The sequence below is a fragment of the Bacillus sp. NPDC060175 genome, from assembly GCF_042728695.1.
Classification (GTDB): Bacteria; Bacillota; Bacilli; order Bacillales; family Bacillaceae_G; genus Bacillus_A.
This window is the reverse complement of sequence record NZ_JBHWYR010000098.1, coordinates 1-14,208: the sequence shown is the minus strand read 5'-3', so window position 1 is coordinate 14,208 and position 14,208 is coordinate 1. Positions and strand designations below refer to the sequence as shown.

7 protein-coding genes and 6 pseudogenes are annotated in these 14,208 nt (G+C 32.5%); 1 reads left to right on the top strand and 12 read right to left on the bottom strand.

Translation table 11 applies throughout. The features are described from left to right. Positions 1–546: 546 nt before the first annotated feature. From ACFWDE_RS27325 to ACFWDE_RS27290, 8 genes and pseudogenes are all read right to left on the bottom strand, one after another. Positions 547–681 (bottom strand): annotated as a pseudogene (locus ACFWDE_RS27325) (3D domain-containing protein); the annotation flags it as partial. A 503-nt stretch (positions 682–1,184) separates the two neighbouring features. Beyond that, positions 1,185–2,018: pseudogene (locus ACFWDE_RS27320) on the bottom strand (anthrax toxin lethal factor-related metalloendopeptidase); the annotation flags it as partial. Between the two features lie 157 nt (positions 2,019–2,175). Beyond that, positions 2,176–2,551 (bottom strand): annotated as a pseudogene (locus tag ACFWDE_RS27315) (transposase); the annotation flags it as partial. A gap of 309 nt (positions 2,552–2,860) precedes the next feature. Beyond that, positions 2,861–5,308, bottom strand: a complete 2,448-nt coding sequence (locus ACFWDE_RS27310) for an insecticidal delta-endotoxin Cry8Ea1 family protein (RefSeq protein WP_377895981.1) — start codon at positions 5,306–5,308, stop codon at positions 2,861–2,863. Between the two features lie 348 nt (positions 5,309–5,656). Then, positions 5,657–5,824: pseudogene (locus tag ACFWDE_RS27305) on the bottom strand (IS4 family transposase); the annotation flags it as partial. A gap of 249 nt (positions 5,825–6,073) precedes the next feature. Continuing rightward, the gene (locus tag ACFWDE_RS27300) at positions 6,074–6,706 is read right to left on the bottom strand and encodes a type 1 glutamine amidotransferase family protein (protein ID WP_377895980.1); all 633 of its coding nucleotides are present in this window, start codon (positions 6,704–6,706) and stop codon (positions 6,074–6,076) included. 74 nt (positions 6,707–6,780) lie between these two features. Then, positions 6,781–7,742: pseudogene (locus tag ACFWDE_RS27295) on the bottom strand (helix-turn-helix transcriptional regulator). 63 nt (positions 7,743–7,805) lie between these two features. Next, positions 7,806–8,381: a recombinase family protein gene (locus ACFWDE_RS27290; protein WP_377895979.1), complete on the bottom strand. Its 576-nt coding sequence runs from the start codon at positions 8,379–8,381 to the stop codon at positions 7,806–7,808. A gap of 147 nt (positions 8,382–8,528) precedes the next feature. Here ACFWDE_RS27290 and ACFWDE_RS27285 point away from each other — a divergent pair. Continuing rightward, positions 8,529–8,672, top strand: a pseudogene (locus tag ACFWDE_RS27285) (DUF4158 domain-containing protein); the annotation flags it as partial. A gap of 136 nt (positions 8,673–8,808) precedes the next feature. On the opposite strand, the gene ACFWDE_RS27280 reads toward ACFWDE_RS27285, so the two are convergent. The 4 genes from ACFWDE_RS27280 to ACFWDE_RS27265 form a co-directional block, all read right to left on the bottom strand. Beyond that, positions 8,809–11,979 (bottom strand): ATP-binding cassette domain-containing protein, encoded by a 3,171-nt coding sequence (locus ACFWDE_RS27280; protein WP_377895978.1) that lies wholly within the window; start codon positions 11,977–11,979, stop codon positions 8,809–8,811. Between the two features lie 82 nt (positions 11,980–12,061). Further along, positions 12,062–12,538, bottom strand: a complete 477-nt coding sequence (locus tag ACFWDE_RS27275; protein WP_002065559.1) for an SRPBCC family protein — start codon at positions 12,536–12,538, stop codon at positions 12,062–12,064. A 412-nt stretch (positions 12,539–12,950) separates the two neighbouring features. Further along, on the bottom strand, positions 12,951–13,514 hold the full coding sequence (locus ACFWDE_RS27270) for a class I SAM-dependent methyltransferase (protein ID WP_063218826.1): 564 nt from the start codon (positions 13,512–13,514) through the stop codon (positions 12,951–12,953). A 396-nt stretch (positions 13,515–13,910) separates the two neighbouring features. Further along, the coding region (locus ACFWDE_RS27265) for a prealbumin-like fold domain-containing protein (RefSeq protein WP_377895977.1) at positions 13,911–14,208 on the bottom strand (298 nt) is incomplete at its 5' end.

The following is a 14,208-nucleotide window of genomic DNA, read 5'->3' as shown; positions in this document are numbered from 1 at the left end:
ATTATACTGTGATAATTAACCATTTAAATTTATTAATTTTCTTAAATCTATATAAATCCCTTTCAAAAAAATGTTTTCAATATAATTTAACAGTACTTTGTAGATTTTTGTCTTTTATATGGATATGTAAAATTACATATTCATATAGGAACATTCAGCTAAAATACCCCATAATATTATTATCTTCTACATAGTAATTACATTGCTATAAACATCACAGGAGAACATTCTCCTCCTGCACTTGATTGGATAAATCGTCCGTAAAATAATAATTGTTGCATTTTTACTAGTACTAATAGGAATACAAGAAATCAATTCTTTTCACATTCAATATATAAACATTATACAAGTTGTATTTATTTCATTTCCCATTAAAATTCTGGTGCAGGTTTAGCAATAAGTCTCCCGAAATGCCTAAGTCAGAACAACAAGATTTTTCAATGAGTTGCACTAACTCAAAAAATAAAAGCCAGTCTCAATAAAGAGAACTGACTTCTATTTAGGTAACCATAATTATCATAGAACTTTTACTTTAACTGTTTGTCTTCACCAATTCATGGCTTCACTTTTTGAACCTACTAAAACATCAATACGATTACCTATAATGGCACTACCGGTATCACCAGCGATTGCTTGACCATAATTTTCTACCCATACTTTTGATCCTAATAGAAATACTTTAATAATTTTTAAAGGATTCTCCTTCCTCAAGCGTGTGAAGGGCGTAGCCCAACGGTAGGTGGGAGATGAATTTCGGTTTGGCATAGCCAAAAGCTTTTGATAAACTAGCTATATGAAGTTCTTTGATGACTTGATATATGAGGTTGCAGGAAGAAAATTGAGTGAGAAAACCAAGCCATTCGGTTCCTGCGTAAAATATCAACCGTACAAAAAGAGCGTCCAAGCGTTGGACATCTAGGGATGGAACACCCTGAAGTAACGCTCAGGGAGACGAAAGGTTGCTTTCATCGTGGAACTGAGAAACTCCCACTTCAAGCCTTGCTAAGTGGCGAGTAGTTCACAGGAATAACTTATTGCCACACAACAGTTCCCTAGTCTATCCTTCAATTCAGATGTTCTTTTCCTTTTTAGTATAAAAATACCCCTTTAGATAACCACCTAAAGGGATAGAGCATCGTATCTTTTTTATAAACATCGCGAATTTATTTTAAAACCATAGTTAACTCTGCCTTCTTGTTATAATCTACTTTTGCGAATTCTCGATCACTATATCCTTTTAAAGACCAAGCAAATTGATTTCCGTCTAATAGTTCATTAATAGGTTCTGTTTAATTGGAATCCTTTTGAACTTTTTTAATTAATAAATCTATGCATCTATAAGTCAATGGAGCCTTATCTTTTAGCTCTTGCTTGGATGATTCGCTAAAATAATAATATGTAAAACATTCCGCAAAATATTCTTCCTTATTTTCGTAATATTTATCCGAGAAAAATTTCTGTCTCTCTTGACTAAAAGGAATATCAAACAAATCAGTATGACTTATATTTAAAAAAACCACTCGATCAATTGCATGCGCTATTTCATGAAGTTCTAAATTAATAGAACCATGCCCCTTTCCTCTTTCACTAAAACCTATTCTAGCCATTACAGGTTTTCCACCAATATCAGATCCCACACCTGGTACATCATCCCAGGTCAATTGTTTTCCTTCGGCATTGGTTTGCCCCTCCCATCCTCGTGGAATTAATCCTTTTAGGTCCCTGTACTCGTCAGACTCAGTGATAGGATAATTAACAAGTTTTACATATGTTCCGTCTGCCACTAATTTATCAAGTATGCCGCTTTTTATTTTTTTTATTCTATCAACCATATGTTGTGCCTCTTGATATTCTTCCACATTATTTCCTCTTATATCAATATGAATAAGATTTTCATTTTTAGTCTGTTGTTCTTTTATAAGCTCAAGTTTGTTTACAGTTTCGGCTGCAATGGGATGGTTTGTAAGGGAAATAGAAAAAATAAATATCAATAATATCAAAATTGTATTCTTTTTCATATAAATCCTCCAGTTATATGATTTTTAATAACTCTTTGATTAAATAGGGATATTAAAAAAACAAAATTGATAGTGATTGAAGAAATAAGCATTCCTTTTAAAAGCCTCATTTCATGATTCCAATAATTCTGAGTTAATTTTATTTTCCATACTTGTTTGCCTTTTTATATTGTATGCATTGAAGGTCTTTTAAATGAAAACAACCTAAATCTCGGATACATAAATCATTTGCTGTTACAGTTGGGACACACAGAGAGCCGTAAGTGCGATCATGTTGTTTACCTGGGCCTGTATGAATATGTAGGAGCTCTCCACCTGGATAAACCGATGAAAATACACCCGGGAGTTGAAATGCAGTTGAATCTAAAATACGAGTATGCTTGAAAACAGAAGTGTATGGAGAAGAAATCGGCATAGATGCGGCCAATTTTTTGCTTAGTAGTTCGGCTAGTAGGTGTTGTAAAGGTAGGACGGCCGCCTTATTAAACCGTTGATTCAGTCCCTCAGGACTTGATGAGCGCTTCGGTTGATGCGACTTACTTTAAAAATGGACTCAAGTTCATTTAGTGAATAATTACCATCCTCCCATTCTTTCAATATATTAAATTTATCCTTCGCAGAGTAAACTTTTTTAGACATTAACAAAACTCTCCTTCAAGCAAACAGATTTTTATTTTTTATCTGTCTACCTAAAGGAGAGCATATCAGTTTAGAAAGAATAACGTTTTCTTGGTACTTAGAGGTATTGTTGATGGGCATGTATGGCGCTCCTATCAGTATATCCAAGTTTGATAAACCATTTTTATATGTTTCAAAGTTTTTACATCAGAACCCATATTAGTTTAGCTTTTTTTTGCACCTATAACTTGGACATCATCAAATAATACATTAGATGTTCCATTTGACGTTAGAATCCCAACATGAGTGTTTGCTAAATCCCTACTTGTAATAAATTCTAGTTGTATTTCTTGATAGCCTGCTTTCCCCTTAAGCTCGACTGTTTTTGTTATTCGCTCATGTTTCAAATTATCTGTGAATATCGTTACCTTTTGTCTCTCATTTCCATCACTGGAATCCAATTTCACTTTTATACTCAAGGTATATTTAGAGAATGGTAATACTTGATCCTGAATATAAGTCCAAGTATCTCCATTTGTACCAATCATACCAGCTTTCCCTGTGGTACCTCCATTTACAATACCACCTAGGTTAATCCAATTTAACCGTTGATCGTCAAAATTATCCCGCGCTATCACTTGATCCCGTTCCACCGGTTCTAATTCAATTTGATCTAAGGAGAATTTACCTTGTGAATTTTCCAGTTTCAAATCATGTGCACCTTTTGTTAACTTAACAATAGGGCCTTCTACAATCTTGTAAGAACCATATTCTCCTTTAACAGTATCCGCTGCATTTCCAGTAATAGGAATAGTAGTGTCATCTATTTTTGCATAGTTACCACCAGGTTTTCTATGTGAAAGACTGATTTTAGAATTCTCGTTAGCTGCAACCTTATATCTAATTTTATATTCCTGTTCTTTAGAAATTTCGACACCATATGCTAAATAAGAATTGGTGGTATCAGTTTTCATCGCCTTTTGCTTAGCATGTATAGATTCCACTTGTGGTTGAAAATTGCTCATTCCACGGTTATACTTTGCAGCTGGGATTGTTGTTATCATATTTGTCATTAGATAAGTGGACGACTGTGTAAGATTCTTGTCGACAAACCCAAATACTACTGCATCAATACCTTCAAATCCTGGATAGGTACTTCTGTTAAATGCGTGAATTTGAGAAAGTTTTTGATTCGGATATTCAAAAATATCTTCTTTGTATGATCCGCCTGAAAAATATCTACCAAAGTAAGGGTTATCTCCCCCAGTATCAAATTTAAAGTCAATATAATTAGGAGTACGGCTTGATTGCGCCTTAACTCTAGTAATCGGATTATCAGAAGGATTTATAAGATTCTTTAAAGCCCCCCCACTTGCATTTCCAGTCCATCCAGGAGTAGTCCAATTGGAACCACCATTCTGCTTATCAGAAAACCATGGTTGAATAGCATCAATACGATCAAAAGATCGTATATCAAGCTTGTGCAGATCCCCTTTATATTCTTGAGAATCTAGGATCTTTTGTATGTTTTCCCATGTTGTTCCTTCCCCTGTTCCTCCTTGTGGTATGACTGCGCCTTTAATAGAAGAATAAATTTGCCTAGAATTTTCTTGCATTACGCCTTTAGAATATGTTTCAGGATTTGTTGCTGGAAACAAATCTACAAAATCTAAAACACTTAATGTATATTCCCTTACATAATCATTAATATGATTCCATCTGTCAGTATTTCTATTTGGTTGTTGCGTATTAATCTCTTCAGCTTCTTTTTTCCTTTTTTCCAATCCATCATTATATACTTTCATAGCATAATTCGTATATTCTTGAATAAGTTTTTTCTGATTATCCTTATATCCTTGCCATTGATCTTTATCCATTCCCCATTCTTCACCATATAAAATCATATCTCTCTGCAATAAGAGATGAGCATTTGCAGCTTGCACAAAGATTGGAGCTGTTATTTGTTGATATACAGAATCATTTGATTTTTCAGGCGTTTGAACAACAGCAATAAATTCTTTCAACTTCCTATCTGCTGCTCGGACAGCTTCAATCACTGGTGTGCCAGGCTCTTCTACTCTTTTTAAGCTATTTTTACTGTCATTATATATTTGGAGAACCCGTTGATACTCTTTTATCGCTGACATCGCCCCATTAAATTCAGCACCCATAAGATATTTATGATAATCATTTATTTTACTATCTATTTTTTCATCGATGTATATTTCTAATTGCCTCCACATATCCGTTCCGTTAGCATCATTAGTAGGAATAAACACACTCCAAATACTTGCTAAAAGACTAGCTGGTGGTGGTAATAATGATAATCCTGTTGTCATCATGCCTTTTAGAAAAGAAATAGTACCCGAACCAGCATCCCCTTTGTTCTTAATATTGACTAATAAAGGTTGCCACTGATTGTTATTAAATGCATCTATAAATTGTGAAAAAGTTACTCCCTTATAAGGGTTCTCAAACCAACCATATGAATCTATCGGAAGGCTATTTTGATTAATATTTTTTGTTTGATTTTCTTGTAAATCTTCTTTTTTTTCATTTTCTGCAAATGCCGTATAAGCAGTTGGAATGTAGGTTCCAGCAAATACACCTGTAGCTAATGTGATAGATAATATTTTCTTTTGTTTCTTTGTCATAAAATCCCCCGTTCCCATAAGTAAATCCCCTTATGCTTTGTTCTTTGGGTGCTTCTGGTACAAAAATTCAGAAATATTTTCTTGTCAAATTCATGCCTATAGTCTTGAAAATAGAAGAAGTATACTCTAATTTCATTGGGATATAGTCTTAATAGTAATGATTGACACAACATTTAGCAATTCTATGAAAATCCCCGCCTTTGATAGCTATTATGTTTATTTAAAAGTGTATTTTTAAATATTCCTCTTAATAAACGTAGTAAAAAAAGAAAATTTAATGTGAAAATCATACATTAAAGGTTAACTATCATTTAAAAAGACTTAATATTGTAATTTTTCTTACATTTATTAAGTTTTAATAAAAGGGCTAGCGACTCGTTGACTAATCCAGATGGCTAAGTCTGAGCCAGAAAACTTACGTTTCTGCTTTACAAACCCAAGTTCTCTTGCAAGTTCTTCTAAAAATACAGGTGTCACATATCGTTGTAATTCCTCTGCAAATAGTTGTAGTTTATCTTGAATCGAGAGATTCATCAAAAAACGTCATCCTTTCTAAATAAGCTAGATTAGAAAGGATGACGTTTTTTGGTACTTGAGGGTATTAAAATCTCTTAAGTTGATGGCGATGGGGTAGCGTCAGGAAAATGCGGATTTACAACGTTAAGGAAATTCCAAATTAAAAAGCCCAACTTCTCTGCAAAACAAAATAGAGAAAGGGAGCTTTTCAGTTACTTCATTATTTTTATTTGAACTAATATAAAACTGCTAAGTTTATTTTTTAGCTCAGCTATTTATTGAATTCATTAACTGGAAGAAGTATTCAGGTTTATGAGTCTTATTTAGATTATACCATGAATGTAATGTGTCGGGTGCAAATACATCTAATTTTTTCAGTACTTCCATCGCAAATTCCAGAGGAGCTATTCCTGATGCAGTAACTAAATTCGCATCAGATACCGCAGATCTCAACTCATAGAACTTTTCTCCTTTATAGTTAGGACATACCATTTTAGTGTATTCTAAATTATTACTTGTATGCTTTCTAGTATCTAAGTATCCCATATTCGCAAGGGCCTCAGTTGCACCACAAATTGCAGCAACAATAGTGCCAAGCTTTAAAGCTTGGCCAATTCTTTCCAAGATAGGTTGATGAATTTCTTCACTCCAAGTAGTCCCTCCTGGTAAAATCAAAAGATCTTTACTCTCAAAAGTACATTCATCAAGGGAAATCTCTGGTTTTATGCCCAGTCCTCCCATAGTAGTAATCATTTCTTTATTAGCTCCTACTGTAATTACTTTTAAAGGTACTAAATCTTTTTTGAAATATCTTCCTGAGTTTAGTTCAGCAATTAAATATCCATATTCCCAGTCCGACATTGTATTAAATACATATATAAAAACTTTTTTTGTTTGCATCCAATAACACTCCAATCACAATTGATATAGCTATTATAATATAACTTCCCTGACAGTTAACGTCAGGGAAGTTATCATACTTGATGAAATTTTATTAATTCCGACAGAACTTCAATAAGTCTTTTCTTAAGACTTATTGGCTCAATAACTTTAATAGATTTATTATACGGTAAAAGTAAATAAGGTACATATTTATGTATCATATCTTTTTCAAGAAGAAAAACTGCTTGATTTGAAGTCCGTTCTTGTAAATAATGTCCTAAAAACCAATGTTGGCAAATATCAGCCATTACACTTTTATCCCCATTAATAACCAAAGAAATAATCCCTTCCTTATCTTCTATAGTTGGAAGAAGATTTTTTATAAAAAAGTCACGTGCTGAAAAGTTTTCTGGCCGGTTAAACCTATTTTCGGTTAGCATTAGACTTTCAATTCGATCTACTCTAAAACTACGGATATCATTCCTAAGATGACAAAATCCAATCACATACCACTTATTATTCCAATAGATAATTCTGTACGGATCGATCAATCTATAATTTAATTGCTTTTCGCCACTTTTATAGTAAATAATTTTTACTGAGTACCGGTCAGCTACGGCCTGCTCCAACTCCTTCAAAAAAGGTTCCATAGAGAGTGAACTTAATCGACTTATTACTTCTAGACTAGTTAAATGTTGGTTTATCTTTGCTTCCTGCTCTTGATTTGAGTATTTACTTAGTTTTGAAATGGCCCTATTTAGTGCTTCACCTCCATAATATCCGGCTTCTTCCGCAAAAACAGCAGCGTGAAATAGTGAAGTTTGCTCCTCAAAATCAAAAAAAGAGGAGCCTCAATAAAATTGTTCAATAAAGTGTATCCACCGTTATGTCCTGGTTCTGAAATTATAGGTACGCCACTTGTTGAAATTGTATCAATATAACGATACACAGTCCTTATATTCATCTCTAACTTTTCTGAAATTTGTTTTGCAGTAATTTTTTTACCTGAGCGAAGCATCCATAGAATTGCTAACATATTGTCAATTTTAGGCATATAATTCCACCTCTATATGGAATTTATTTTCTATTATATATTTCTGATTTTTGGTATAACTCATCAACTGTTCCTTTCCGATAGCTTTCTATATAATGAGGCCCTAGACACATTTGTAATTTTACAAATTTGATTTACAGTCATATCTCCCTCTTTATAAAGCTTTACTGCATAATTCATTCCTGCATGATTTTTATGGTACTTCTTTAACCGACCCTTAAACTTTCCTTCTTTCTTAGCCAGTTCAATCCCTTCACGCTGCCGCATACGGATAAGATCACGTTCTAATTGGTTTACACCCGCCATAACCGTAATTAAGAATTGGCTGTAGGGATTATCTTCTGATAAATCTAGCCATGTATCTTTTAAGGATTTTAAATTTGCCTTTTTACTCCGTATGTTATCGATTAATTCAAATAAATTTTGTGTACTACGAGTAATCCGAGTTAAGTCCGTAACATAAATGATGTCACCTTCTTGTATATCCTCTAACATTTTTTGAAGTTGCTCACGATCTTTTGTTGCTCCGGAAACTTTTTCTTTAAAAATAATATCCATTCCGATTTCGTTCAGTTGCTGAAATTGCCTTGAAGGATTCTGGCTAGTTGAACTGACACGTATATAACCGATTTTTCGCAAAATATCACCTCGTTTTTGAGACAAGTCTTATGAGACGCTCTTAACTATGATTTTATCAGTCTTCTACACTTGTATCAATAGAGTACATTCTATTGATACATAATTGAACTAATTAACTGAATAATTACAGAAATGAGATGATACTGTATGAAAATGGCGAGAGGTAGCGAATTACTTACACCGGAACAGCGACAAGCCTTTATACAAATTTCTGAAGATGAGTGGGCGCTAGGAACCTACTACACTTTTTCCAAACGAGATTTAGAAATTATAAATAAGCGAAGGAGGAAAAATTAGACGCTATTGAGGTTTTAGGTACCCCTATATTATGTTAAAGAAACTCTTCTTCAACATAAAAACTCATTTGCAGATTATTGCAAATGAGTTTTTAATCCCTAACTGACCACTATTTTTTATTCTTCTTAATTTAATTATTTTTCTCCAGACATTCATAAACTGCCATCATTTCTCGCTTATTCAACTCACGAATTCGATTAAATATTAGAATGTCTGCAACATCCTCAGTTCGTAAGCTTTCATCCACAACATCACTAACTTTTCCAGTTAACCATGTTTGTACATCTATGCCATCAATAATTTCTTTAAGCCCTTCATCATTAATACCACTTGCATTACAAGTTATACATGGAATTGTTAATTTAAACACGCCATCATGTAGATTATCTTCGGTTATAACTTTTTTTCCGTTACAGAATGGACATGGGTTGCTTTTTTTTATTTTATTAATTTGGGTAACTAATTTTTTATAACCAAATGCTTCATACACATATGTTAATTTTTTATATTTTCCATTTGTGAAATACTTATCTATGATAGTTTCTCTTGTTTCATTGATATTTTGGAAATCACAAATAGTAACCTTATTATTATTGCTGATTGATTCGATATTACCTTTAATTTCGCCCCAGAATGGTAAAACATTTTGTAACACCATTTCATAGTTTGAAAAGCTTGCTTGTTCTAATTCAAACATTTTCAGTGCGACTTGTGTTTTCCTAGGCAGTAAAGAGACATCTTCTGTCATAATCATATTGTCACCTACGATAGGTTTCAATTTGATGAGTATAGGTAAATCTCCTACAATTTTTATTATTTCATTAAGCGGCTGATTGATAATTTCACGAATATCTGTATCTCCAAATTTAAGTGGTTTTTGGTGATTTAATACAGTTGCCTCACAAATTGGACATGTCATCATTTCTTTAGAAGTCTTAATATCTTCTTTAATAGCTGCTTTTGAAATAACAATATATCCGCCAATAATTGTATTAAATCCTACCCATGTTCTACGTGTCTTGCCTTTCTTATCATAAAATGACTTATCAAAATAGCCGTACCAAAATGTATGTTTTTCTTCCTCAGACATATCATTATAGCTTTTTGACAAATCATGACCAATCTCATTTTTAATTTCTTCAAATAGAAATTCTATTTTTTCATATTGATAAAATTTTAATACTTTCATGATTTCAGGATCGAATAGACCATCCCAAAATGGAACATTTTTATCTTGAATTGTAATTTCTTTATCAAAAACTTCAATTTGAAGACGTCCCGAACATGATGGGCAATGATTATCCTGAGAATAGAAATCGAAGCTTCTCGTATCTTTATTAGTCGGGTGAGCAGCTACAATATGATTGATCAATCCACCAATTTCATATAAGAAACTATATTGACTATACAAATGTCTTTCGAGATCAATAGCAACAACAGGTGCAATTGTATCAGATTCGTATTCACCGTAAATTAAACGAGCCATTGATGATAAGCTTTTCAATATGCCACCCTTATAGATGTTTTCTGCATTTTTAAAATAATCAATATGATTCTCTTCTAAGTAATTAATTCCATTTTGTTGATTCAGTGTTGAAGAAATATGTATTTGCTCAGCATTATTCACACTGCTTTTTTGATGATAATAATCCTCATGACTTACTACATCAAGATGCTCTATAGATTCAAGCTGTCTTTTTCCAAAATCGATGATATAATCAGAGCTTTCTAACATGTAACTATTATGTTCAATCATAATGATAGAGACAGATTCATCTTGCAATATCCCTCTAACACTATCTATAAATTGATTTAAAATATTTTGTGATAAACCTTTTGAAGGCTCATCAAAAATAAATAATGTATGTGGGTTTCTTGTTTTTGCAAATAACTCAGAAACTAAATGAACACATTGAAACTCACCCGTTGATAATGTTTGTGTTTTTCGTTCTAATGTTAAATAGCCCAGTCCTAATTTGATTAGTAGGTTCAAACGTTTATACGCAATATCTTCATTTGGAATTTCATCAATAATATCCTCAATTGAGCGCCCAAAAATATCATCAACTTCTTCACTATACTTTGTCAGTTTCTTTTTAATATCTAAGAAAGTTGCTACAGTTGATCGACTTGTAATCGATTGGTTTCGATCTTGCCCTACCATAACTAGTTTATCTTTTGGATATCGTTTCAAGAAATCTGTAGCTAAACACTCATTGACAAGTGTAGATTTCCCGCATCCAGACTCTCCTGTAACAGTTACAAGTCTATTTTTAGGAATCTGAAACTCAGTCATTTGGATATTTCGGCAATATAATTCATGGAATGTATAATATTCTGTTGGCATTTCGTTATTTCGTTCTGACAGTATTGGCTTTGGCCTTGGTGATTCTTTCACAATTTTCCCGCCATATTTTCCACTACCAGGTCCAAAGAATAATTGCTCATCAGTTGTATTTAGTACTGTATCTGAATGATCAATGAGCCAAATTTGATTATTGCACCCTAACTTTTCGATTTCTTCTAATATTTGTAATAATGTTACATGATCAAGCCCCACAGAAATCTCATCAATAATAATTACTGCATTTTCACTTACTGCCATGAATTCAGCTAAGTAAAGTCGTGTTAATTCTCCACCTGACAACGTACCCATAATTCGATTTAATGTTAAATAGCCAATGTTCATATTAATAATATTTTCTAATATGTGTTGTTTTGCTTCACTAATATTTAATTCTTCTGCTAATGAAAGAATAGATTCAACACTTAAATCGTTAATATCCGAAATTGTGTGTGGTGTAGCAAGTAACTCAATAGTATGTTGTTCAACTTCTTCACTAAAACGTTTTCCTTTACATTTTTTACACTCAATATTTTTAGTAGTACCACGCCCTTTACAAGCAGCACACCAACCTAACTGATTATTAAATGAAAAAACCTCAGGAGATAGATTAAATTCTTCAGCAAGTTTTTCACGAATCTCTTTAAGAACACCTGTGTGAGTACCAATTGTCGAGCGCGGATTGGAAGAAATCGATGATTTCCCTAAAAAAAGGACTAAAGGCATTTCTTCCATCTTAATAGCACTAAAATTAGTTTCCATAATATTAGGAAATAAATATTGATATTCAGCCTTTGGCAATAAGGAAACTAGACGCTTCTTTGATTCTTCACCAATTGTTTGACAAAGAGTTGTTTTTCCAGATCCAGATAAACCAGCAATACCAAGTGATTTATTAAACGGAATGATAGCATCTAATTTATTTATGTTATTTGCAATTAATTGATTTACTTTCATATTAACCTCTATTCTTATTTTCTCAAAAAACCATTTTTATAATATAATAATTACACAATGAATATTACCTATTACGCAATTATCATTTTAGTTCATGAATCTTAACCTTGTATTTTTCAAACCATTGTTGCCACTCGTCTTTTGGAAATTCTTTCTCTTTTCCTTCTAACACGGTAGAAAAAAGTTCTAAACAAATATGCCAACCAGCAATATCTTTCGGTGTATGATCTGTTAATTCATGAATGAATTCTTTAAGAAGTAATAGGGATTCATTTCCTGCTTTATGTATTTCAAATCGGACACGATCTTTATCCCATTTGAATTCAAGTACTGCATTTAGTTGACACTCTAAAATATCAATATTTAAAAATGAACCATCCATCATATCGAACTTTATCATTCCACCTGTTTTAAGGTTTTCAATCTGCAAATTAGACATCCATTTTTTAAGCTTACTGTTTTCAGTTAACACAGACCAAACTTCCTCTATCGTATAAGGAAATTGGCGTTCAAATTTTACAATATACCCATTAGATTGTTTCTCTATCTCAGCTAACATATTTATTCCCCTCACCCTCATGCAGAATGTATGTTCTTATTTTATTTTACACAAATTTATGCATAAAAGAAATCTCTACAACAATGAAATATTAATTTAATGTGTGCATGATACTTTGAAAATTGATTGATTATATATTCTCTCCATATTTTTAATACAATAGGCGCATCTCAAACGTTTTCACGAAAAGATTCGCTAAACAAAATTCAACACGAGAAAATGTGGAATTATTTACTCTATATAATATTTTCATAAGATTTTTGAGAAGAATTTAGTTTAAAGTAAATAGTGTTAAGAATCCCTTATCATATGTGGCCTCTCCCTTTTTGATTAGAGGATTACAAAACAAATAAAAAAGCCGCATTTGCGACTCATGAACTTATGTAACTAACACTTACAATTATTGAATCGCTTATCGCTTAATCGCGTCAACAATTAACGACGGAAAGCCAAGTTTATCGCCTCGATTTCTAGAATCATACCTTTTCGAACGAAAAATAACACCGTCATTCGCATCCCATTCGTTGTAATAAAATTGACCATTTTCATCACAATACTCAAGTAGAACTACCTCAAATCCAGCCGTTTCAAACATTTTCGTTAATGTTTTGTAATTATGAACTATTTTATGACTTGCAGCAGGATGATCTTTCGGCCCAGGTCCGCCTATTTGAACTATATTTTGGTATGTTTCATCTGGAAATAACGCATCAGGGACGCCGCATCGAATATGACCTGATGGTTTTAAAAATTCATAACAGATTTCAGCTGCTTTTACACCTTCTTCAAACGTAAGATGTTCCCATACATGCTCAGCTAAAATAGCTGAAATGGAATTGTATTCAAATCTTTCTTCCCAAGTGGTATTGTCTAGTAAATTAAGTTCATCTTCTTGCGTTTGAATCCAACCTGGATTATTATTAAACACTCCAGCTCCAACTACTACTTTAATTTCATCTTGTTTTATTACCATCATTTTCACCCCGTAAACATTTCAATTTATTAATATATTCTATGTTTACTATAACCTTTCCTGCTTCAACAAATTAAGAAACATATATCCCTCCTCTAATATGAGAAGAAAGTTTAAAGTAGTTTCTGAATGAACTAAGAAGCAAATTGGATTTATTAAATAAGACCATTCAGTCGAATGTAACTTTTCTATTATTCCGTTATATGGTACTTTATCGAAAAAATGAATTGTTAAACGTCATAAAAATATAATGATTATTATCACAAAAAACTAATTAAGAGGAAATTCAGTAGCATGAGCCCGGTACAATACCGAACTCATGCCATTAAAATTGTCTAATGCAAAATCTGTCTACCTTTATGAAAACAGTTCATTATATACTACTGTTTTCATAACTATTTACACACGATTTTTCTTACAGAAATATAACACACCAAAAATCACCAAAATACCAACCACATAAAAAATTGTTGTACCGCTGCCACCAGTATTAGGAATCACCCAATTATTCTTCGCATTTTTCACTGTTATTTTTTGTATCCTTACTGCCTCTGTAATTTCTACCTCTATTGGATCTCTAAGTAACATATATCCGTTTGGTGCTTTTATTTCTTTAATCGTATATTTTCCTAGTACTAATTGCCTGGAAATCACCTTTCCTTTTTCATCTGTTGTTAATCTAGCAACTTCTTTCCCT

Coding starts and splice junctions, on each gene's coding strand:
- ACFWDE_RS27275 (WP_002065559.1), bottom strand. CDS start 12,538: ATGTTAGCTGAGATAGAGAAACAATCTAATGGGTATATTGTAAAATTT.
- ACFWDE_RS27310 (WP_377895981.1), bottom strand. CDS start 5,308: ATGGGAACGGGGGATTTTATGACAAAGAAACAAAAGAAAATATTATCT.
- ACFWDE_RS27280 (WP_377895978.1), bottom strand. CDS start 11,979: ATGAAAGTAAATCAATTAATTGCAAATAACATAAATAAATTAGATGCT.
- ACFWDE_RS27300 (WP_377895980.1), bottom strand. CDS start 6,706: ATGCAAACAAAAAAAGTTTTTATATATGTATTTAATACAATGTCGGAC.
- ACFWDE_RS27270 (WP_063218826.1), bottom strand. CDS start 13,514: ATGATGGTAATAAAACAAGATGAAATTAAAGTAGTAGTTGGAGCTGGA.